The sequence below is a fragment of the Actinomycetospora sp. ABD4_176 genome (assembly GCF_056311855.1).
On sequence record NZ_CM149974.1, the window covers coordinates 537,172 to 557,474 of the forward strand.

A 20,303-nucleotide genomic window follows, 5' to 3' on the forward strand; every position below is an offset into this window, starting at 1 on the left:
AGTCCCCACGATCACGCGTCAGCGGCCCCCGTGGCGGTCGGCCAGCTCCTGGTCGGCGCCGGTGTCGGGGGCGGTGCCGGTGTCGCTGTCGGTGCCGGCCTCGCTGTCGGTGCTCGTCGGCCGCGCGTCCCAGTAGGTGCCGTCGGCGGCGTCGCGCGGGTCCTGGTCGTCGCGGGGCCGCGGTTCGAGCCCGTGGGCGCGGCGGTACTCCAGCCGCGCGAAGTAGATCCACGCGCCGATCGCCATCAGCCCGAAGATCAGCCACTGCCAGGCGTAGGAGTACGACGGGTTCGGGTCGGGCGGGGGCAGCGGGACGGCGGTGAGCACCCCGGGCTGGCCGGCGACCAGCTGGACGTAGCCCGGGCTCGTCGGGATCCCGTTCGCCGCGGTGACGGTGCCCGTGTCGGCCGCGTAGACCTGGCGCTGCCCGTCCTCGACGGTCGTGGGCCGGTTCGCCGGTCGCTCGTCGAGGCGCTGGTGACCGACGATGGTGACGACCCCCGCCGGCGGCGCCGGGATCGGCGGCAGCGCGCCCCGGCCGTCGGTGCGGACGTAGCCGCGGTCGACCAGGAGGGTCTCGCCGGTCGTGGTGACCAGCGGGGTCATCACCTCGCTGGCCGGGTGACCCTCGACGACCCGCAGCCGCACGAGGACCTCGCCCTCGGGGCGATAGGTCCCGGTGACCGAGACCTGGCGCCACGCCACGTCCTCGCCCGGCGCCGTGCCCGGGGCGACGAGCTCGGCGCGGGGCACGGGCGCCGTCGCCACCCCGCGGGTCAGCGCGGCGTTGACCTCGTCGCGCTCGTCGCTGCGGTGGAACTGCCAGGGCGCGAGCAGGTAGTAGCAGGCGAACGCGAACGCGACCACCACGAGCGTCAGCGCGATCCACCCGGGTCGCAGCAGGAACCGCACGGGGTCAGGTTACGTGGGTGCCGTCGGTACCGTGGTCGGTCGCGCCCGCGGGAGCGCTCTACCCGCCCAGGCGCTCGCAGACCGCCAGGGCCTGCCGCGCGTACCCGCCCCCGAACAGCTCGGCGTGCACGAGCAGGGGCCAGAGCTGGTGGAGGCCCACGCGATCGCGCCAGCCGTCGGCGAGCGGGGCGGTCTCGTCGTAGGCGGCGAGGATCGTCTCGAGCTGCGGGGCCCCGAAGAGGGCGAGCATGGCCAGGTCGGTCTCGCGGTGCCCGCCGTGCGCGGCCGGGTCGATCACCCAGCCCTGCCCGCCGGACCACAGCACGTTGCCCGTCCACAGGTCGCCGTGCAGGCGCGCCGGCGGCTCGGGCGGCCCGGCCACCGCGGCGAACCGGGCGCACGCCCGCTCGACGACGGCGAGGTCGTCACCCCCGAGGGCGCGGCGCGCGTGGGGCAGGACGCGGTGCTCGGCGTACCAGGACGGCCAGTCCTGGTCCGCGGAGGCGGTCACGTTCTCCATGCGCGCCCCGCCGATCCAGGCCTCCACCGGCCCGCCCGGCGGCGGCGACCCGAACGCCGGCGCGCCCGCCGCGTGCAGGGCGGCGAGGCCCCGCCCGAAGCGCTCGGCGGCCACGGCGTCCGGCGACCCCGACGGCACGCGGGTGGAGACCATCCGGCCCTCGGCGGTCCCGAGCACCTCCGGCACCCCGACCTCCCCGGGCTCCGCGAGCCAGCGCAGCCCCGCCGCCTCCGCCGCGATCGCCGACGGCTCGCCGGACTTGACGACGACCTCGGTCCCGTCGTCCAGCGTCGTCATCCGCACGCCCCCGCCGCCGGACCCGGCGAGCAGGGAGTCGACCGACGTCACCGCCGCACCCGCTCCACCAGACCGGGCATCGCCGCCTCGACCATGCCGATGACCTCGTCGAACCCGTCGGGACCGCCGAAGTAGGGGTCGGGCACCTCGGCGCCCTCGGGGGCCTCCGGGTCGAACGCCCGCAGGAGCACGACGCGGTCGGGGTCGGCGCCCGCGGCGACGAGGTCGCGGACGTGGTCGGCGGTGGCGGCGACGAGCAGGTCGGCGCCGAGCTGCTCGTCGTCGACCTGCCGCGCGGTGTGCCGGGTCTCGTAGCCCCGGTCACGCAGGGACGCCGCCGCGCGCCGGTCCATCGGCTCGCCGACGTGCCAGTCGCCGGTCCCGGCGCTGGTGACGGTCACCGCCTCGGCGAGACCGGCCTCGGCCAGGCGCGCGCGGAAGACGCTCTCGGCCACCGGCGAGCGGCAGATGTTGCCCGAACAGACGAAGACGACGTGCACGTCCGCCATGATCCCGGTCGGGCGGGCGGCGTGACCGAGGGGCCGCCGGTCAGGCGACCAGGGAGAAGTCGAAGCGAGCCGTGTGCTGGACCACCACGGTCCGGCGGACCGTCACCGTGACGACGGGGGTCGGCTCGGGACGCGGGTCCGAGGCCGGGACGTGCAGCTCGATCTCGAGCTGGTCGGCGGGCAGCTCCGTCAGCCGGATGCGGGGGACGTCGAAGGCCCGCGCGATCTCCTTGCCGGCCGCCTCGATGTCGTCGAAGTCCTGGCCGCGGCCGAGCAGGATGGTGAAACGCTCGGACCGGCCGAGCACGATGCGCGTGATCCGCGGCGTGATGCGGAAGACCCCGCTCGCCGCGTGGACCGTCGCGGACAGCCCGGCCGCGCGGACGACCCCCCGCCAGGTCCGGTGGATGGTGCGACGACGCCTCCGGTCCGCCGCCGCGTCCTTCGCCGGGCGGGACGCCGCGTCCCACCACCGGGCCGCCGTTCGGCGGCTCCGCTCCGGCCAGCTCTCCCTCGTCATGGTTCCCCCTCGTCGCCGCGGGACCCGCCGGAGCGGCGCGTCCTCGCTGCTCACAAGCGTGATCGAGCATCGTGCCGATCACGAGGGGGCGCGCCCCCGACGTCGGGGGGTGAACCCCTCGGCCCCGGGAGCGCCCGCGTCGCAGGCGAACGGGGCGTTCGTCCGCCGCGGAGCAGCGAACGCCACGCTCGTTGCGGCACCCCCGCGCGCCCGCACCGGAGCACCACGGCCGCGGTGGGCAGAATGGGCTGTCATGACCACCGTCGCCGACGCCGTCGCCGCGCTCGAGGCCGCGTACCCGCCGGCCCTGGCGCAGGACTGGGACGCGGTGGGGCTGACGGTCGGCGACCCGGCGGCGCCGGTGCGCCGGGTCCTGATCGCCGTGGACCCGCTGCCGGAGGTCATCGAGGAAGCGATCACGAAGAGAGCAGACCTCCTCGTCACCCACCACCCGCTGCTGCTGCGCGGGGTGCACGCGGTGGCGACGACGGCGCCGAAGGGCTCGGCGGTCCACCGGCTCATCCGCCACGGCATCGCCCTGTTCAGCGCGCACACCAACGCCGACGCGGCGAACCCCGGCGTGTCCGACGCCCTGGCCGCCGCCCTCGGCGTGACCGTCGAGCGCCCGCTGGCCCCGCAGGACGACGCGCCCGGGGTGGGTGGCGGGGTCGGCATCGGGCGGATCGGGACGCTCGCGGGGCCGGAGACGCTCGCCGCGTTCACCCGCCGCGTCGCCGACGCGCTGCCGGCCACGGCGTGGGGCGTGCGCGCCGGCGGCGACCGGCAGCGCACGGTGCAGCGCGTCGCGGTCTCCGGGGGCGCGGGCGACTCGATGCTGCACCTCGCCCGCGCGGCCGGGGTCGACGTCTACGTCACCGCCGACCTGCGCCACCACCCCGCCACCGACCACCTCGCCGAGCCGGGCGCGCCCGCCCTGGTCGACGTCGCGCACTGGGCCTCCGAGCACCCCTGGTGCGCGCAGGCCGCGGACGTGCTGCGGGCGGCCGCGCCGGGGCCGGAGGTCACCGTGTCGACCGCCCGCACCGACGCCTGGAGCCTCGGTCACCCCAGCGATCCGCAGCGCGGCGGGGCCGCCGCCGACGACACCGGGCCCGAGCCCGCCGGAGCAGGAGCGATGATCTCGTGAAGGCCGACCCGTCCGACCAGCGCCGCCTCCTCGACCTCGCGGCGCTCGACGCCGAGCTCGCCCGGGCCCGGCACCGGCGCAGCACCCTGCCCGAGCAGACCGCGGTCGAGGACGCCGAGAAGACCGCGCAGGGCCACCGGGACGCGGTGGTGCGCGCGCGGACCTCGGTGAGCGACCTGGGGCGCGAGGTCGCGAAGCTCGAGCAGGAGGTCACCCAGGTCCGCACCCGCGAGGAGCGCGACCGCGGGCTCATGGACTCGGGCAGCGTGTCGGCCAAGCAGATGACCGACCTGTCCCACGAGCTCGACACGCTCGCCCGCCGTCGCGGCGTGCTGGAGGACGAGCAGCTCGAGGTGATGGAGCGCCTCGACGCCGCCGAGACCGACCTCGCCCACGAGCAGGCGGGGCTCGAGGCCGCCGAGACCGCGCTGGCCGACGCCGTCGAGCGCCGCGACGGCGCGATCGGCGACCTCGACGTGCTCGAGGAGCGGCGCGGCGCCGAGCGCACCACGCTCGCCGGCGAGCTCCCGGCGGACCTCGTCGGGCTCTACGACCAGCTGCGCGCGCGGACGGGGACCGGGGCCGGCGAGCTCGTCGGCGCCCGCTGCGGCGCGTGCCGCCTGGAGATGGACCGCAGCGAGCTCCGCGACGTCACCGCCGCCGCGCCCGACGACGTCGTGCGCTGCGAGCAGTGCGGGGCGATCGTGGTGCGGACGGGCAAGGGGGCGAACGCGTGAGCACGGCCGGGTCGTGGACGGGTCGGGGGAGCACCCCGCCGACCCGGGTGCTGCTGCTGCGGCACGGGCAGAGCCCGCTGTCGGTCGAGCGGCGCTACTCGGGCCGCGGCGACCCCGAGCTGACCCGCGAGGGCCTCGAGCAGGCCGCCGCCGCCGCGACCGCGCTGGCCGCCCGCCACGTCGCCCCCGACGGCCACATCCGCACGGTGCTCAGCTCGCCGCTGATGCGGGCCCGGCAGACCGCGGAGCCGGTGGCGGGCGTCCTGGGGCTCGGCGTCGCCGTCGACGAGCGCCTCACCGAGACCGACTTCGGCACCTGGGAGGGCCTGACGTTCTCGGAGGCCGCCGCCCAGGATCCCGAGGTCCACCGGGCGTGGCTCTCCGACAGCGCGGTCAGCCCGCCGCGGGGCGAGAGCTTCGACGTCGTCTCCCGGCGCGTCGACGGCGCCCTCGACGACCTCCTGCGCCGCCATGCGGGCGAGACGGTCATCGTCGTCAGCCACGTGACGCCGATCAAGCTGATCCTGCGCCGGGCCCTCGACGCCGGCCCGCAGATGCTCTACCGCCTGCACCTCGACCTGGCGTGCCTGTCGGTGGTCGAGTTCTGGCCCGACGGCGGGGCCTCCGTCCGCCTGGTGAACGACACGTCCTACCTGGCCTGATCGCCGGGCTGCGGGACGCCCGCCTCCGACCCGGGGAACATCTCGGCGAGCACGGCCTCCATCCGGGCCATGACGTCGCGCTGGGCGTCGTTGTAGAGCTCGCGCAGCGCGATGCCGACGGTCTCCTGGGCGCGCCGCCGGCTCATCTGCGTCCCCGCGGTGCTGCGCAGGCCGGGGTAGGCCGTGCGCAGGGCGTGGGCGCCGGGGGCCATGCGCTCGGCGAGGTCCTGGCGGGTCGCCTCGTCGGCCTCGACGGGCAGGTCGTCGAACTCCTTGAACGTCGGGTCGGTCGGCGTCTCGCGGATCATGTCCGCGTAGGCCTGCAGGCTCTCGCCGCCCAGCACCCGGCTCAGCACGACGACCAGTGACCGGTCGGCGTCGGACATCTCGGTGTCGGCGATCCGTCCGAGCTCGGGCGGGAGGTCGGCGGGCGCGTGCCGCTGCAGGATCGTCGCGAGCTCGACCCGCGCCCGCTGCAGCCGCTCGATCGTGGCCGCGAGCTCGGCGTCGAGGGTGCGCAGGGCCTGCTCGGGGTGGTCCTCGGTGTCGCCCATCTCGGCGATCTGGGCGAGCGAGAAGCCCAGCTCGGTCAGGCGCTTGATCCGCAGCACGCGCACGAGGTGCGCCACCCCGTACTGCTTGTAGCCGTTGGAGCGCCGCACGGGCTCCTCGAGCAGGCCCACCTCGTGGTAGTGCCGCACGGCGCGCAGCGTCGTGCCCGAGAGCTCCGCGAGCTGGCGGGTGCTCCACCCCATGGTCGGCTCCTCCCGGGACGTCCGCCGTTCTCCGACCACAGTGCAGACCGTGCCGCTGCGGCACGGTCAAGGGCGCCGACCGTGTCGTGGGTCACCGACGTCCGGCTTGAGCGTGCCCCGACGGCCGGGTGCCTGCTGGACGGCGTCCCACCCCCCGAGATCCGGAGGCCGCACGTGGTCGACCGCCGCAGCGCCCCGCTGTACTTCGCGTCGTACGGGCTGTCGCTGCTCGGGGCGGGCATCGCCTCGGTGGTGATGCCGCTGCTCGTGCTCGCCCGCACCGGCGACGTGCTCGCCGCGGGCGTCCTCGCCACGACCTCCACGGCGGCGTCGGCGGCGGCCGGGCTGGTCTCCGGGCTGCTCGTCGACCGGCTCGACCGTCGGTGGGTGTCGGTCGCCGCGGACGTCCTCGCCGCCGTGGTGATCGCCGCGCTGCCCGTCGTCGACGCGCTGTGGGGCCTGGACATGACGTGGTTCCTCGTGCTCGGCGTGCTCGGCGCGGTCATCCGGGTGCCGGGCATGACGGCGCACGAGACCCTGCTCCCCGCGCTGGTCCGGCTCGGTGGGGGCTCCCTCGACCGGCTGGTCGCGACGCGCGAGACCGTCGCGAACGTGCTCGTCCTGGCCGGGCCGGGCGTCGGCGGGCTGCTCGTCGGGGTGCTCGGGCCCTCGCCGACGCTGATGCTGGCGACCGCCGGGACGAGCCTGCTCGCAGCCCTGACCGCGCTCCTGCTCGACCCGCGGACCGGGGTGGTGACCCGCGACGACGACCCGGCCGCGGTCGGCGCCGGGACGGCGCTGCGGCGGGCGGGCCGCGACCTCGCCGTCGCCTGGCGCTTCCTCGCCGGCCACCGCCTGGTCCTCGGGGCCACGCTGCTGACGGCGATGTTCGCGGCGGTCATCAGCTCGCTGCAGACGACGTTGATGCCGGCCTACTTCAGCGAGGTCGGGCTGCCCGCCCTCACCGGGCTGACGCTCAGCGCGTTCGCCGGGGGCAGCGTCGCCGGGTCGGCGCTCTACGCCGCGCTCGCCGGCCGGCTGCGTCGCCGGACCTTCTTCGTCGTCGGCATGGCGGGCACGCTCGCCGGGTTCGCCGCGGTCGGCGCGATGTCCTCGCCGTGGCTCGTGCTGGCCGGCGCCGCGCTCGTCGGGCTGACCTACGCGCCGGCGGGCGCCCTGCTCGGCGTCGTCGTCGTCGAGGCCACCCCGGACGCGATGCGCGGGCGGGTCCTCGGTGCGCAGAACACCGTCGTCCTCGCCGCCCCGGCCCTGACCAGCGCCCCGCTCGCTGCCGTCGCGGCCGGCGCGGGGCTGCCCGTCGCGGGGCTCGTGCTCGCCGGGCTGGTCGGTGCCGTCGTGGTCGTGGCCCTGCTCGCGCCCGCGTTCCGGACGCTCACAGCCACTCCAGCCACGCCCCGCCCGGGTGCGCCAGACCCAGGACCTCACCCGACGTCGAGCCGTCCCGACGCACCGACAGGTGCCCGATGACGCCGGTGACGCCCGCGCGGGTGGCCTCCAGCGCCCGCGGCGGGACCCGCAGGTACTGGGTGCTCTCGCGTCCGTCGGCGCCCAGCGGCACGAGCGGGTCGACCGAGATCCACTCGACGTCGCGGCCGAGCCGGGTGAGCTGGCGGCGGAAGCGGGCGCGCTCGTCGGCGGTGAGGAACACGTGCACGTAGGTGTCGACGAGCACGAGGAGCGCGTCGTCGGGCATCGCCGCGCAGAGGCCGGGCAGGTCGTCGGCGAGGTCGGCGCGCACCGTCGTCACCGGGTGCGCGCGGGCCACCGTGGCCGCGGCGGCGAACCGGTCGACCGCCGAGGTCTCGGGCGGGATGCAGGCGGCGAGCCAGTCGTGGACGCGCCGGTCCTCGAGGTCCAGCGGCTCGACGTCGACCCCGAGGCGGGCGGTGATCGGGGGGAAGCGCTCGGGCAGCGGTGCGGGCCGCCCGCGCAGCTCGGGGGCGATGGTCAACGCGGCGTCGTCGTCGCCGAGGGTCCGGTCGCCGAAGCGGTAGCGATACCGGTCGAGGTGCAGGCCCAGCCCGGCGCCGGTGCCGAGGTCGACCAGTGCGATCGGCCGGTCGGGGTCCGGGCGCTGCCCGGACAGATGACCCAGCACGGCGACGACGTCGGCGCTCCGGGCGACCTCGTTCATCTGGTAGCGGTGCTCGGCGCAGAGCTGGGCGAGCTCCCCGGCGTGCTCGCGCGCGAACGCGACCAGGGCGGGGCGGAAGCCGTCGTCGAGGGGCGGCTGCCCGGTGCCGGGGAAGGGGAAGTAGCTCGTCAGCGGGTCGGGACGCCGGCGCGCGACGAGGTAGCGGACGGCGGCGCTGAGCAGCAACGGCGGCAGGCGGTCGAGCGGGACGGCCGCCGCGAGCCCGAGCAGGTCGGGCTCGGTGGCGATCGACCGGAACAGCTCGGCGGTCAGGGCCCAGGAGGGCGGCGCGTCCGGTGCCGACCAGCCGTCCGCGATGCCCTGGGCCTGGGCGCGCACCCGCGCACGGGCCTCCGCGTCGGGAGCGGTCACCGCCGCAGCGTGCCGAGCCGGGGCCGGTCGCGCAACGCCACCGGCCCCCGCGCCAGCCCGTCAGCCGATCGCGTCCAGCTCGGCGACGGCGTCCGCGGGCAGCTCGAGGTCGGCGGCCGCGAGGTTCTCCCGCAGGTGGGCCCGCGACGAGGTGCCGGGGATGAGCAGCATCGTCGGCGAGCGCTGCAGCAGCCAGGCCAGCGCCGTCTGCTGCGGCGTCGCCCCGACGCGCTCGGCGACGCGCGTCAGCGTGTCCGACTGCAGCGGGCTGAACCCGCCGAGCGGGAAGAAGGAGGTGTAGGCGATGCCCTCGGCGGCGCAGTGGTCGACGAGCTCGTCGTCGGTGCGGTGCACGAGGTTGTAGTGGTTCTGCACGCACACCACGGGGGCGATCTCCCGGGCCTCGGCGAGCTGCTCGGGGGAGACGTTGCTGACCCCGAGGTGGCGGATCAGGCCCTGCTCGCGCAGCTCGGCCAGGGTGCGGAACGCCTCGGCGAGGGACTCGCTGTGGTCGTCGGACACGCGCAGGTTGACGACGTCGAGGGTCTCCAGCCCGAGCCGGTCGAGGTTCTCGTGTACCTCGCGGCGCAGCTCGTCGGGCGAGGTGTCGAGGTTCCACGATCCGTCCTCGCCGCGCCGGGCGCCGAGCTTGGTGACGATCCGCACGTCCGTCGGGTACGGGTGCAGGGCCTCCCGGACGATCTCGTTGACGATGAACGGGCCGTAGAAGTCGCTGGTGTCGATGTGCGTGACGCCGCGGTCGACGGCCTCGCGCAGGACGGCGACCGCCTCGTCGCGGTCGCGCGGCGGGCCCATGACGCCCGGACCGGCGAGCTGCATGGTGCCGTAGCCCATCCGGGTCAGGACGAGGTCGTCGGCGAGCGCGAGGCGGTCGGTCAGTGCGGGGGTGGTCATGGCTCCTACCTTGGTCGCCGGGCCGGTGGTCGGGGAGCGACGGATCGTCCTGGTAACCCGCGTACCCCCCACGGCCGGGCGCCGAAGCGGATGATCGGGGCGTGAGCACCGGTGAGCTGGCGGCCGCCCTCCGCACGTGGCGGGACCGGACCGACCCCGCGGAGGTCGGGATGGCGGTCAACGCCCCGCGGCGCGCGCCGGGTCTGCGCCGCGAGGAGCTGGCGCTGCTCGCCGGCATCTCCATCGACTACGTCGTGCGCCTCGAGCAGGGCCGTACCCGCACCCCGTCGGCGCAGGTGTGCGCGTCGCTGGCCCGCGCGCTGCGCCTGTCCGACGCCGAGCAGGCGCACCTGTTCCGGCTCGCCGGCCACGCCCCCGAGCGCGGCCGCATCTCGCGGCGCATCCCGTCCGGCGCGCGTCGCATCCTCGACGCCCTGCACGACAACCCCGTCGCGGTCCTCGACGCGACCTTCACGCTGATCGCGTGGAACCCGCTCTACGCCGCGCTCATGGGCGACCCGAGCGCCCTGTCCGAGCGGAGCCGCAACACGCCCTGGCGGCTGTTCGTCGAGGGCTCGCCGAGCGACCGCGTCCGGCACACCACCGAGGAGCTCGCCGCCCTCGCCCGCTCGCTGACCGCCGACCTGCGCGGCAGCACCAGCCGCTACCCCCACGACCCGGACCTGTCGGCGCTCGTCGCGGACCTCTACGCGACGAGTGCGGAGTTCGCCGAGCTCTGGTACTCGGGGGTCGTCGCCGTGCACCAGCAGAGCCACAAGGTCGTCGAGCACCCCGAGGTCGGCGATGTCGAGGTCGAGTGCGACACGCTGACCACCGCCGAGGACGACCTGCGCCTGCTCGTCTTCACGCCCACCCCGGGCACCGACGCCCGCGGCCGCCTCGACCTGCTGGCGACGCTCGGCACGCAGTCGATGGAGGTCAGCCCGGCACCGCGAGGCTGAGCCAGAGCGCGGCCGTCCCGGCGACGACGCCGAGCGGGACGGTCGCGAGCCCCGCCACCGTGAACGTCGGAAGCGGGGCGGGGACGCCGCGCGCCGCGAGCACCCGCCGCCACAGGAGGGTCGCGAGCGAGCCGACCGGGGTGAGGTTCGGGCCCACGTTGACCCCGATGAGCACCGCGAGCTCGGCACCCACCGCGGGCGTGGGACCCAGCGCGGCGAGCAGGACGAGGGTCGCCGGCAGGTTGTTGACGAGGTTCGCGAGCACCGCCGCGATCGCCGCGAGCCCGAGGAGCGCGGTGAAGGAGGTCCCGGTCGGCAGGAGGCCCGCGACCAGGTCGCCGAGGCCCCGCTCGGTCACGGCGGCGACCACCACGCCCAGCGCCAGCACGAACAGGCAGAACAGGGGCGACGCCGAGGCCACGACGTCCCGGAGGCGCGTGCGGCGGGTGATCAGGGTGCGGGTGGCCAGCGCCGCCGCGCCCACCACGGCGACCCACACCGGCTCGATCCCCAGCGGCGAGGCGGCCGCGAAGCCCAGCAGCGTCGCCGCCAGCACCGCGAGCGCGACGCGGGGCGCCGGCACCTCCTCCTCGTCGTCGGCGGGGTGGGCGGGCGTCGCGAGGTCGCCGCGGAAGGTCAGCCGCAGCCCCAGGTACTCGACGACCAGCACCGCGAGCTGCGGCAGCACCATGAGCCCGGCGAAGCCGAGGAACGTCAGGCCGCTCGCCTGGAGGGCCAGGAGGTTGGTGAGGTTCGCGACGGGCAGCAGCAGCGAGCCGCTGTTGGCCAGGTGCGCGCAGGCGAAGGCGTGCGGGGCCGGGCGCGCGCCGAGGCGCCGGGCGGTGTCGAGGACGACCGGGGTGAGCAGGACGACGGTGGCGTCGAGGCCCAGGACGGCGGTCGTCGCCGCGGCGGCGAGGACGACGAGGGCGAAGAGGCGTCGCGTGCTCCCGGACGAGTGGTGGGCGAGCAGGCCGCCGGCCCACCGGAACACGCCCTCGGCGTCGGCGAGGTGGGCCAGCACGAGCACCGCGGCGAGGAACCCGACGGTCGGTCCGAGCTCCCGGACCTCGTCCCACGCCTGCTGCGGCGCGAGCAGGCCGGTCGCGAGGACGATCACCGCGGCCGGGATCGCGGCCGTCGCCTCGGGCAGGTTGCGGGGCCGGGTGACCGCGCCGACGAGGACGACGGCCAGCAGGCCGACGGCGACGACGGTCACGTCGACCTCACCGCCTCACCGCAGGAACAGGTAGATCGCCACCGCGACGCCGAGCACCACGACGCTCCAGCGCAGGACGCCGTCGGGCATCTTCTTGGCGACGGCCATGCCGAGGAAGCCGCCGACGAGCGTCGTCGGCGCGAGCAGCAGCACGGCGAACCAGTCGACCGGCGCGAAGAACGCGAAGAGCACCACGGTCACCGTGCTCGTGACCAGCGAGAGCAGCACCTTCACCGCGTTGAGACGCCGCAGCGTGTCGTGGGCGAGCAACGAGAGCACCGCGATGAGCACCACGCCCAGCGCGCCGCCGAAGTAGCCGCCGTAGACCGCGGCGAGGAAGATCGACGGGAGCAGGACCTTCGGGTTGTCGGCGGTCCGCTCGGTCCGCCCGGTCCACCGCTTGATCCAGGGCTGCGCGCCGAGGGTCAGGCTCGCGAGCAGGACGAGCACGGGGACGACGGCGTCGAACACCGACTGCGGCAGGATCAGCAGCAGCGCGCACCCCAGCGCCGAGCCCAGCGCGGCGACGATGCCGGTGGAGACGAGGCGGCGACGCTGTCGTTTCAGGTCGTGGCGGGCGTTGACCGTCGAGCCCGCGTAGCCCGGCCACTGCGCCACCGAGTTCGTGACGTTGGCGGGCAACGGCGGCATGCCCACCGCCAGCAGCGCGGGGAAGACGATGAGCGACCCGCCGCCGGCGACGGCGTTCACCGCGCCGGCGAGCAGCCCGAGGGCCGCCAGGAGCACGATCTGGAGCACCGACGGGTCCGACACGATGCGCGACGCTAACGGTCGGGGCGTGGGCGCGCGTGCCGTCCGGCGCCCCGACGGGCACACTCCGCATGATCGACAGGTACCGGCGCCTGCGGAAGGTGCCCCTCGTCGCGTCTGTACGATTCGGGGTGCGGACGAGCCGGCCGGGCGACCGCGGCGGCCCCACGAGGGCCGTCGAGGAAAGTCCGGACTCCACAGGGCAGGGTGGTTGCCAACAGCAACCCGGGGTGACCCGCGGGACAGTGCCACAGAGAACAGACCGCCACCGCCACCGCGGTGGTGAGGGTGAAACGGTGGTGTAAGAGACCACCAGCGTCCTGGGTGACCAGGACGGCTCGGTAAACCCCACCCGGAGCAAGGTCAAGAAGGTCGGTCCGCGAGGACCGGCCGCGCAGGTCGTCCGAGGGCTGCCCGCCCGAGATCTGCGGGTAGACCGCTGGAGCCCGCCGGCGACGGCGGGCCGAGATGGATGGTCGCCACCCACGCTCCCGCGAGGGACGTGGGCACAGGATCCGGCTTACAGGCCGGCTCGTCCGCCCCGCACCCCGTCCCCGGAGATCCTCGCGACGTCGCGGCTGCGCACTACCCTCACCCCGATGGGGTTGGTGTTCGACACCGTCGCCGGCGCGCCCCCGCTGGCACGGCGCGTGTGGTCGGCGAGCTCCGACGCCCCGACCGCGTTCACCTCGGGGGTCAAGGGCTCCTCGATGATCGTCATCGCGCGGAGCGGTGACGGGCTGGGCGTGCACCTGCGCGGACCCGAGACCCGGGCCACGCGCATGACCTGCCCTGCGGACTGCGCGTTCTTCGGTGTCGACCTGCAGCTCGGCGCCTACCTGCCGATGTTCCCGCCGTCCGGGCTCACGGACCTCAACGACGCCCTGTTGCCGACGTCGCCCTCCGGCCGGGTCCTGCTCGACGGGCGGGACTGGGAGATGCCGACCGAGCAGAACATCGACGTCTTCCTCGAGCGGCTCGTGCGCTCCGGCCTGTTGTCGTTCGATCCGGTCGTCGACGACATCCGCCACGGCGACCGGCCGCAGGGGATGTCCGAGCGGACGGCGCAGCTCCGGTTCCGCCGGGCCGTCGGCATCTCGCGCCGCAAGCTCACCAGCATCGAGCAGGCCCAGCGCGCCGCGCAGCTCCTCGCCGCGGGCGCGGCGATCGGCGACGTCGTCGCCGCCGGCGGCTACTACGACCAGCCCCAGCTCGCACGGGCGATGCGGTGGGCGACGGGGCACACGCCCGCCGAGCTGCGCTCGGGCGTGCCCTTCCTCGCGTTCTGAGCCCGCGGCGTTCGGTTCGGTACAAGACGGCCGGCTCACGCCGCTGCTTGGCTCCGGCCATGCGCAGACTGATCGAGTTCGACCACGTGTCGATCGACGGGATGACCTCCGGCGACGCCTTCTGGGCCACCCAGTTGACGCTCGCGCCCGGCGACGACCACCTCGAGTACCAGTTCGGGCTGTTGGCGGACGTCGTCGGGCTCGTGCTCGGACGGGAGACCTACGAGGGCTTCGCCGCGACGTGGCCGACCCGGAGCGGCGGGCTCGCCGACAGGCTCAACGCCCTGCCCAAGCACGTCGCCTCGACCACGCTGACCGAGGCCGCCTGGAACGCGCAGGTGCTCGACGGCGACGCCGTCGAGGCCGTCGCCCGGCTCAAGGAGGCCGGCGACGGCACGCTGCTGAAGTACGGCAACGGCCCGTTCAGCCGGGCGCTCGTCGAGGCCGGCCTGCTGGACGAGCTGCACCTGAGCATCTCGCCGTTCGTCGCCGGGTCCGGCGAGTCGCTGCTGACGGGCATCGGCACCACGGGGATGCAGCTGGCGGGGGTGACCGAGATGCAGAGCGGCGCGGTGGTGTTGGCCTACGCCCCGCGTCGGTGACCCGGTGGGGTGTCGGCGGGACCGCTACCCGTCGAGGTCGGCGTTGTCCTCGACGTCGTCGGCGACGTGGCGGCCCTGGCGGTCGGCCTGCTCCGTGTCCTCGTAGGTCGCCGGCGACGTCGCCCCGGGGGAGGCCTCGCCGCGCGGCGCCGGGCCCTCGTCACGGGTCTCCGTCTCCCGGCGGTCGGTGGTGGGTTCGCTCATGGGTCCGGGGCTGCCCACTGCGACGGCGACGACAACCGTGTCCGAGGGGCGAGCACAGCGAACGGACATCCTCGATCGTCGCCACGCCGCGCCCGATCAGACGTGGACCGCGACCTCGCCCCGCGGAAGCAGGCTCGTCACGTCTCGACGCTCGCGGCCGAGGTGTCGCCGGCCTCGACGAGCGCGCCGACCCGCTCGAAGCCGGCGCGGATCATCGCGCCGTACCCGTCGTCGGGCAGGTCCGGGAGCCGCGCGCGGGCGGCGGCGACGTGGTGGCGCGCCGCGTCGAGGTCGCCGAGCCGGCGGTGGACGTCGGCCAGGTTGAGGTGCAGCGACGGGTAGAACCCCGCCACCGCGAGCGAGGCGTGGTACTGCTGCGCGCGCTCGTCGGTGACCTCGTCGGCCGCCGCCAACGCCCGCTCGTCCCAGGCGAGCTCGGCCGCCGGGTCCTCCTGCACGTCGGCGGCGAAGTGGGCGAGGACGACGCGGTGGAAGGGGTCGCCGTCGGGACCGACCTCCTCCCAGATGGCCTCGAGCCCCGCACGGGCGCCCGTCGGGTCGCCCGCGTGACCCTGCTCGATCGCGGCGGTGATGCGCTGCATCACCGGGTCGTCCGGGTCGGTCTCGTCCATCGGCGCCTCCTCCGGTCGTCGTCGAGGACGGTAGGCCGGGGCACCGACAGCGGGGCAGGATGGCGCGACGGCACCCGCTCGACAGGAGGCGTCGTGGCCCGACGGCGACGGCCGGCCGATGAGACCGGGCGCGCCACCGTGCTCCACCCGCTCGTCGCCGAGGCCGCGCACCGGGCCGGCGCGGCCGCGGTCGGGCTCGTCGACGTCGGGTGCTCGGCGGGGTTCAACCTGGTCGTCGACCGCGTCGCCGTCACCTACAGCACCGGGCTCGTGCTGGGCGATTCGCGGTCGCCGGTGCAGCTCGAGGCCACGGTGGTGGGGGAGCGGCCGGTGCCGGACCGGGCGGTGCCCGCGGTCGTGGCGCGGATCGGCGTGGACCGCGAGCCGGTGGACGTCACCGATCCCGAGGACGTGAGGTGGCTGCGCACCGGCGAGCCCGACCAGCCGGAGCGGCTCGACGCGGCGATCGCCCTGGCGGCCGCGGAGCGCCCACTGCTCCTGGGCGGCGATCCGATCGACCTGCTCCCCGCGGCGATCGACCGCGTGCCCGCGGACGCGCTGCCGGTGGTCACGACGACCTGGGCCCTGGCGCGCTACTCCGTCGAGGCGCGGCTGCGGTTCCTGCGGGGCCTCGACGTCGCGGGCGCGCGACGGCCGGTGGCGTGGGTGTCGGCAGAGGGCGTCGGGGTGGCGCCGGGGGTGCCGACGATGGGGGACCGCCACGCGTCCGGGCACAGCATCCTCGGCGTGGCCCTGCTCGCGCACCGGACGCTGCGCGCCGAGGCCGTCGGGCGGTGCTGGTCGCGGGGCCGGATGCTGTCGTGGCTGGCCGATGCCTGACGAGATCCCGCTGACCACCGACGAGCTGCGCGCCGTCACCGCGTTCGCGGCGACCTGCGCCGAGGTCGTGCTGGTCCGCTACGAGACCGTCCACCCCGCCGACGCCCGCCCGCGCGAGGCGGTCGACGCCGCCCGGGCGTTCGCGGACGGCGGGCGCCGCGGCCGGGCACTGCGTGACACGGCCTGGGCGGCGCTGCGGGCCGCCGGCGAGACCGACATCCCGGCCGCGGAGCACGCCGCCCGAGCGGCGACGGCCGCGGCGTCGGCGGCGTACCTGCACCCGCTGCCGAACGCCACGCAGGTCCGGCACGTCCTCGGCGCGGCGGCCCACGCGGCCCGGGCGACCGAGCTCGCGGCCGGCGAGCAGGCGGCGACCGCGCAGCTCGACGAGGCCGGGCGCGCCGCGACGCCCGCGGTCGTCGAGGTCCTGCGGCGCTACCCGGAGGCGCCGGCCGGGGGAGGGCGCGTGGGCGAGCTGCTCCGGGAGCTCGACGCCGCGCTGCGGCGGCGCTGACCTCTAGGGTCGAGGCCCGTGGCGATCACGCGGCAGGTCGACGCCGGGGTCCTGACCACCACCTACCTCGAGGACGGGCCCGCCGACGGCTGGCCGGTCGTGCTCGTCCACGGCTTCCCGTACGACGTCCACGCCTACGACGAGGTCGTCCCGCACCTGACCGCGCAAGGGGCGCGGGTGGTCCGCCCGTACCTGCGCGGGCACGGACCGACGCGCTTCCGGTCGGCGACGACGATGCGCAGCGGGCAGCAGGCGGCTCTCGGGTCCGACCTGCTCGCCCTGCTCGACGCCCTGCAGCTCCACGCCCCGGTCGTCGGCGGCTACGACTGGGGTGGGCTGTCGGCCTGCGTCGTGGCCGCGCTGTGGCCGGAGCGGGTGGCCGGGCTCGTGTCCCTGGCGAGCTACGACATCATCGACGTCGCCGCCCAGCGCGCGCCGGCGGACCCGGCCCTCGAGCACGCGCTCTGGTACCAGCACCTGTTCCAGACCGAGCGCGGCCGGGCGGGGCTCGCCGCCCACCGCCGCGAGCTGTGCCGGATGCTGTGGCGTCAGTGGTCGCCGCGCTGGGCGTTCGACGACGCCCTGTTCGACCGGACGGCCGCGGCGTTCGACAACCCCGACTTCGTCGACGTCGTCGTCCACGCCTACCGCCACGCGCTCGGCAACGCCGACGGCGACCCGGTCCACGACGCCCTCGAGGCCCGGCTGACCGCGCGCCCGCCGATCACCGTGCCCGCGGTGACGCTGGACGGGGCGAGCGACACCCTCAAGCCCGGCGGCACCGCCGACCACGCCGCGTTGTTCACCGCCCGCCACGAGCACCGGGTCGTCGACGCGGGCCACGCGCTGCCCTACGAGGCGCCGGCGGCGTTCGCCGACGCCGTGCTCACCCTCCGGTCGTGGACCGCGGAGGCGGGTGGAAACCGGACCCACCACACGTGACGTGGCGGCCGGCGTACGCCGTTGCGAGCATGACCGCGTGCCCCGGCGATCGGGGCTCCTGGACGAGCGGCGCCGTACCCAGCCCACGACAAGACGGCGACCCTGCGAGGCCCCTCATGGCGTGGATCGTGCTCGTCGTCTCCGGTGTCCTGGAAGCCGTCTGGGCGACCGCCCTCGGCAAGGCCGCCGGCTTCTCCCGGCTCGTGCCGTCGATCGTCTTCGTCGTCGCCCTGCTCCTGAGCATGATCGGGCTGGCGTGGGCCATGCGCACCCTGCCGACCGGCACCTCGTACGCGGTCTGGGTCGGGATCGGCGCGGCCCTGACCGTCGCCTACGCGATGGCCACGGGCGAGGAGCCGGTGAGCGCGCTGCGGATCGTCTTCCTGCTGGCGATCGTCGGCGGCGTGATCGGGCTCAGGGCGCTGGGCTGACGTGCGCGTGCTCCTCGTCGGGCACCCGGCGCAGGACGTCGCCGGGCTGGCAGTCGAGGACGCGGCAGACGGCGTCGAGGGTCGTGAAGCGGACGGCCTTGGCGCGACCGTTCTTGAGCACGGCGACGTTGGCCGGGGTGATGCCGACGGCCTCGGCGAACTCGGTGACCGACATCTTGCGGCGCGCGAGCATGACGTCGATGTCGACGACGATCATCAGACCACCTCGTCGAGCTCGCGGCGCAGCCCCGTCGCGTTCGCCAGCAGCCCGCGCATGACGAGCATGAGCAGGGCGTAGGCGGCGCCGCCGACCGCGACCGCACCGCCGATGAGGACCATGCCGGGCGCGTCGTCGACCTCCCCGTAGTGCACGCAGACCGTGGCGACGACGAGCGCGGCGACGAGACCGGCGACGGTCACGACGCGGACCCAGCGGAAGGCGGCGTCGTCGAAGATCGCCCCGCGGCGGACCATCGCCAGCAGCACCCACAGGGCGACCAGACCCACCTCGAGGGCGGCGAGCGCCGCGACGCCGAGCACGGCGTAGAGCAGCGCCACGCCCGTCACCCCGCCCCCGGCGAACCCGAGGACGACGGCGACGACGATCGCGACCTGACCGGCCAGGGCCCCGAGCGCGATGAGGGCGAGGAGTGCCCGCAGGGCACCGATGACGATCGGGCTCATGGATCGATCGTCGAGCGATACCTATCGAAAGTCAATAGTCGGCCCTGCCGGTCGCGACCGGTGTCAGGCGTCGGCCAGTGCCCGCAGCACGACCACGACGGCCTCGGCGCCGGCGTCGCGGTGGCCGTGGGCGCGCTCGCCGAGGTAGCTCGACCGGCCCCGGCGGGGGGTCATGGTCGCGGTGGCCTCGGCGCCCTCGGCCGCGGCGTCGGCGGCGTCGGCCATCGAGCCGGAGGACGCGAGCGTGTCGGCGGCGGGGTAGAGGGCGTCGAGCAGGGTGCGGTCGCCGCGCCGGGCCCCGCCGAGGTCGGCGATCCCGTCCGCGGCGGCGCGCAGGGCCTCGTCCGGCGACCCGCCGGCGTCGAGGTGCTCGGCCGCGTGCAGCAGCGCCGTCGCGAGCAGCGGGCCGGAGGTGCCGCCGATGGCCCGGCGCACCGACGCGGCGACCGTGCGCAGGGTGGCGACGGGGTCGTCGAGGTCGGTGGTGTCGAGGTCGTCCTGCACCGCCTTCGCCCCACGGGACAGCGAGGTGCCGAGGTCGCCGTCGCCGGTGGCGGCGTCGAGCTCGGTGAGGTGGTCCTCGGCCTCCTGGACCGCCCGGTCGACCGCCTCCACCGTGCCGCGCAGCCGCCCGGAGCCGTCGCCGGAGACCGGCGTCGCCTCGCCCCGCACGCCGACCGACGGCACGGGCTCGGACGCCGGACCGGAGAGCACGCCGGAGCCCGACGGCCAGCCCGCCGAGCGGGCGGGCGCGTCGATCAGCGCGAGGCGGTCGTCGTCGACGGGCAGCAGCGCGACCGACACCCCGGCCATGTCGATCGACGAGAGGAAGGTGCCCGACCAGCCGCGCTCGACGGTGACGCCACGCTCGCCGAGGTTCTCGACGGCACGTCGCAGCACGATCGAGAGCTCCATCGGCGGCGTGGCGCCGGTGCCGTTGACCAGGACGACGACGCGGTCGCCGGCGCCGATCCCGCGGTCGTCGCACACGGTCGCGACCAGCTCGTCGACGAGCTCGTCCGCTCCGCGCAGCGACTCCCGCCGCACGCCGGGCTCGCCGTGGATGCCGAGCCCGATCTCGATCTCCTCGTCGCCGAGCGAGAAACCGGCCTCGCCGCCGGGCACGGTCGCCGGGCTCAGCGCGAGGCCCATCGTGCCCACCACGGCAGCGGCGGCCCGCGCGGCCTCGGTGACCTCCTCGAGCGACCGGCCCGCGGCCGCCGCGGCGCCGGCCACCTTGGTCACGAGCACCGTCCCGGCGAGGCCGCGGCGGCCGGCGGTGACGTCGTCGTCGGCGTCGAGGGCGACGTCGTCGGCGACGGTGATCATGGCGCACTCCCGGCCCTCGGCGCGCGCGAGCTGCGCGGCCAGGCCGAAGTTGAGCCGGTCGCCGGTGTAGTTCATGACGACGAGCAGCGTCGGGTCGTCGACCGCGCGGATCGCCGCGAGCACGGCGTCCACCCCGGGCGAGGCGAACACCTCGCCGCACACGGCGCCGTCGAGGTGTCCCGGCCCGACGTACCCGGCGAACGCGGGCTCGTGGCCCGAGCCCCCACCCGAGAGGACGGCAACCCGTCCCGCTGTCCGGTCCCTGCGCACGAGGACGCGGTGGCCCTCCACCAGTGCGGCGCCCTCGGTGACCCGGGCGACCCCGGTCAGGGCCTCGGGGACGACGTCCTCGGTCGCGTTGATCAGCTTCTTCACGCGGGCGG

At 75.9% G+C, this 20,303-nt stretch carries 25 protein-coding genes, 1 other RNA gene and 1 riboswitch; of the genes, 12 read left to right on the plus strand and 14 right to left on the minus strand.

What is annotated here, in order from left to right; translation table 11 throughout:
- Positions 1-18 precede the first annotated feature (18 nt).
- Genes ACYX4T_RS02605 through ACYX4T_RS02620 form a run of 4 tightly spaced genes read right to left on the minus strand, consistent with a single transcriptional unit; the run spans position 19 to position 2,758 of the window.
- Positions 19-912: an SURF1 family cytochrome oxidase biogenesis protein gene (locus ACYX4T_RS02605; RefSeq protein WP_476013024.1), complete on the minus strand. Its 894-nt coding sequence runs from the start codon at positions 910-912 to the stop codon at positions 19-21.
- A 58-nt stretch (positions 913-970) separates the two neighbouring features.
- A complete protein-coding gene (locus ACYX4T_RS02610; RefSeq protein WP_476015167.1) occupies positions 971-1,729 on the minus strand; it encodes a fructosamine kinase family protein in 759 nt (252 codons plus the stop codon).
- A gap of 47 nt (positions 1,730-1,776) precedes the next feature.
- The gene (locus tag ACYX4T_RS02615) at positions 1,777-2,238 is read right to left on the minus strand and encodes a low molecular weight protein-tyrosine-phosphatase (RefSeq protein ID WP_476013025.1); all 462 of its coding nucleotides are present in this window, start codon (positions 2,236-2,238) and stop codon (positions 1,777-1,779) included.
- A gap of 40 nt (positions 2,239-2,278) precedes the next feature.
- Positions 2,279-2,758, minus strand: a complete 480-nt coding sequence (locus tag ACYX4T_RS02620) for a hypothetical protein (protein ID WP_476013026.1) — start codon at positions 2,756-2,758, stop codon at positions 2,279-2,281.
- Positions 2,759-3,011: 253 nt separating this feature from the next.
- Here ACYX4T_RS02620 and ACYX4T_RS02625 point away from each other — a divergent pair, with 253 nt between their 5' ends.
- From ACYX4T_RS02625 to ACYX4T_RS02635, 3 genes are read left to right on the plus strand one after another with little or no spacing between them, the layout of a single operon-like run.
- Positions 3,012-3,905, plus strand: a complete 894-nt coding sequence (locus ACYX4T_RS02625) for a Nif3-like dinuclear metal center hexameric protein (RefSeq protein WP_476013027.1) — start codon at positions 3,012-3,014, stop codon at positions 3,903-3,905.
- A complete protein-coding gene (locus tag ACYX4T_RS02630) occupies positions 3,902-4,642 on the plus strand; it encodes a zinc ribbon domain-containing protein (RefSeq protein ID WP_476013028.1) in 741 nt (246 codons plus the stop codon). Before ACYX4T_RS02625 ends, ACYX4T_RS02630 begins: the two co-directional genes overlap by 4 nt.
- On the plus strand, positions 4,639-5,304 hold the full coding sequence (locus ACYX4T_RS02635; protein ID WP_476013029.1) for a histidine phosphatase family protein: 666 nt from the start codon (positions 4,639-4,641) through the stop codon (positions 5,302-5,304). The genes ACYX4T_RS02630 and ACYX4T_RS02635 overlap by 4 nt, the downstream gene beginning before the upstream one ends.
- On the opposite strand, the gene ACYX4T_RS02640 is transcribed toward ACYX4T_RS02635, so the two are convergent.
- Complete coding sequence (locus ACYX4T_RS02640; protein ID WP_476013030.1) at positions 5,292-6,059, minus strand: helix-turn-helix domain-containing protein; 768 nt, start codon at positions 6,057-6,059, stop codon at positions 5,292-5,294. The two genes, ACYX4T_RS02635 and ACYX4T_RS02640, sit on opposite strands and share 13 nt — an antisense overlap.
- 174 nt (positions 6,060-6,233) lie before the next feature.
- Between ACYX4T_RS02640 and ACYX4T_RS02645 the strand changes: the two genes are divergently transcribed.
- On the plus strand, positions 6,234-7,547 hold the full coding sequence (locus ACYX4T_RS02645; RefSeq protein WP_476013031.1) for an MFS transporter: 1,314 nt from the start codon (positions 6,234-6,236) through the stop codon (positions 7,545-7,547).
- Here the strand turns inward: ACYX4T_RS02645 and ACYX4T_RS02650 are convergent.
- Positions 7,453-8,586 carry a DUF2332 family protein gene (locus tag ACYX4T_RS02650; RefSeq protein ID WP_476013032.1) on the minus strand — a complete coding sequence of 378 codons (1,134 nt, stop codon included), beginning with the start codon at positions 8,584-8,586 and terminating at the stop codon, positions 7,453-7,455. The two genes, ACYX4T_RS02645 and ACYX4T_RS02650, sit on opposite strands and share 95 nt — an antisense overlap.
- Before the next feature lie 60 nt (positions 8,587-8,646).
- On the minus strand, positions 8,647-9,501 hold the full coding sequence (locus ACYX4T_RS02655) for an oxidoreductase (protein ID WP_476013033.1): 855 nt from the start codon (positions 9,499-9,501) through the stop codon (positions 8,647-8,649).
- 101 nt (positions 9,502-9,602) lie between these two features.
- Between ACYX4T_RS02655 and ACYX4T_RS02660 the strand changes: the two genes are divergently transcribed.
- Positions 9,603-10,463 (plus strand): helix-turn-helix domain-containing protein, encoded by an 861-nt coding sequence (locus tag ACYX4T_RS02660; protein ID WP_476013034.1) that lies wholly within the window; start codon positions 9,603-9,605, stop codon positions 10,461-10,463.
- Here the strand turns inward: ACYX4T_RS02660 and ACYX4T_RS02665 are convergent.
- Both ACYX4T_RS02665 and ACYX4T_RS02670 read right to left on the minus strand, forming a co-directional pair.
- Positions 10,441-11,682, minus strand: a complete 1,242-nt coding sequence (locus ACYX4T_RS02665) for an SLC13 family permease (protein WP_476013035.1) — start codon at positions 11,680-11,682, stop codon at positions 10,441-10,443. The genes ACYX4T_RS02660 and ACYX4T_RS02665 overlap by 23 nt on opposite strands.
- 15 nt (positions 11,683-11,697) lie before the next feature.
- Complete coding sequence (locus ACYX4T_RS02670; RefSeq protein ID WP_476013036.1) at positions 11,698-12,456, minus strand: sulfite exporter TauE/SafE family protein; 759 nt, start codon at positions 12,454-12,456, stop codon at positions 11,698-11,700.
- 135 nt (positions 12,457-12,591) lie between these two features.
- Here ACYX4T_RS02670 and rnpB point away from each other — a divergent pair.
- The 3 genes from rnpB to ACYX4T_RS02685 all read left to right on the plus strand — a co-directional run bounded on the left by rnpB (position 12,592) and on the right by ACYX4T_RS02685 (position 14,344).
- Positions 12,592-12,992, plus strand: an RNA gene (gene rnpB / locus ACYX4T_RS02675) — RNase P RNA component class A.
- 60 nt (positions 12,993-13,052) lie between these two features.
- Positions 13,053-13,742, plus strand: a complete 690-nt coding sequence (locus tag ACYX4T_RS02680) for a helix-turn-helix domain-containing protein (protein ID WP_476013037.1) — start codon at positions 13,053-13,055, stop codon at positions 13,740-13,742.
- Positions 13,743-13,801: 59 nt separating this feature from the next.
- Positions 13,802-14,344, plus strand: coding sequence for a dihydrofolate reductase family protein (locus ACYX4T_RS02685; RefSeq protein ID WP_476013038.1), 543 nt, complete (start codon positions 13,802-13,804; stop codon positions 14,342-14,344).
- A gap of 24 nt (positions 14,345-14,368) precedes the next feature.
- Here the strand turns inward: ACYX4T_RS02685 and ACYX4T_RS02690 are convergent, their stop codons facing one another.
- Both ACYX4T_RS02690 and ACYX4T_RS02695 read right to left on the minus strand, forming a co-directional pair.
- Positions 14,369-14,548: a hypothetical protein gene (locus tag ACYX4T_RS02690; protein ID WP_476013039.1), complete on the minus strand. Its 180-nt coding sequence runs from the start codon at positions 14,546-14,548 to the stop codon at positions 14,369-14,371.
- A 137-nt stretch (positions 14,549-14,685) separates the two neighbouring features.
- Positions 14,686-15,180, minus strand: coding sequence for a hypothetical protein (locus ACYX4T_RS02695; protein WP_476013040.1), 495 nt, complete (start codon positions 15,178-15,180; stop codon positions 14,686-14,688).
- 93 nt (positions 15,181-15,273) lie between these two features.
- Between ACYX4T_RS02695 and ACYX4T_RS02700 the strand changes: the two genes are divergently transcribed.
- From ACYX4T_RS02700 to ACYX4T_RS02715, 4 genes are all read left to right on the plus strand, one after another.
- Positions 15,274-16,020: a DUF2332 domain-containing protein gene (locus ACYX4T_RS02700; protein ID WP_476013041.1), complete on the plus strand. Its 747-nt coding sequence runs from the start codon at positions 15,274-15,276 to the stop codon at positions 16,018-16,020.
- Entirely contained in the window at positions 16,013-16,534 is a 522-nt protein-coding gene (locus ACYX4T_RS02705; protein ID WP_476013042.1) for a putative immunity protein, read from the plus strand. Before ACYX4T_RS02700 ends, ACYX4T_RS02705 begins: the two co-directional genes overlap by 8 nt.
- Positions 16,535-16,552: 18 nt before the next feature.
- A complete protein-coding gene (locus ACYX4T_RS02710; RefSeq protein ID WP_476013043.1) occupies positions 16,553-17,476 on the plus strand; it encodes an alpha/beta fold hydrolase in 924 nt (307 codons plus the stop codon).
- A gap of 35 nt (positions 17,477-17,511) precedes the next feature.
- Positions 17,512-17,580, plus strand: a riboswitch (guanidine-III (ykkC-III) riboswitch).
- Positions 17,581-17,592: 12 nt separating this feature from the next.
- Entirely contained in the window at positions 17,593-17,907 is a 315-nt protein-coding gene (locus ACYX4T_RS02715; RefSeq protein WP_476013044.1) for a DMT family transporter, read from the plus strand.
- Here the strand turns inward: ACYX4T_RS02715 and ACYX4T_RS02720 are convergent.
- The 3 genes from ACYX4T_RS02720 to ACYX4T_RS02730 all read right to left on the minus strand — a co-directional run bounded on the left by ACYX4T_RS02720 (position 17,891) and on the right by ACYX4T_RS02730 (position 20,295).
- The gene (locus ACYX4T_RS02720; RefSeq protein ID WP_476015168.1) at positions 17,891-18,127 is read right to left on the minus strand and encodes a helix-turn-helix domain-containing protein; all 237 of its coding nucleotides are present in this window, start codon (positions 18,125-18,127) and stop codon (positions 17,891-17,893) included. The two genes, ACYX4T_RS02715 and ACYX4T_RS02720, sit on opposite strands and share 17 nt — an antisense overlap.
- Positions 18,124-18,591: a DUF2975 domain-containing protein gene (locus ACYX4T_RS02725; protein ID WP_476013045.1), complete on the minus strand. Its 468-nt coding sequence runs from the start codon at positions 18,589-18,591 to the stop codon at positions 18,124-18,126. Before ACYX4T_RS02725 ends, ACYX4T_RS02720 begins: the two co-directional genes overlap by 4 nt.
- A 63-nt stretch (positions 18,592-18,654) precedes the next feature.
- Positions 18,655-20,295, minus strand: a complete 1,641-nt coding sequence (locus tag ACYX4T_RS02730) for a dihydroxyacetone kinase family protein (RefSeq protein WP_476013046.1) — start codon at positions 20,293-20,295, stop codon at positions 18,655-18,657.
- Positions 20,296-20,303 lie beyond the last annotated feature (8 nt).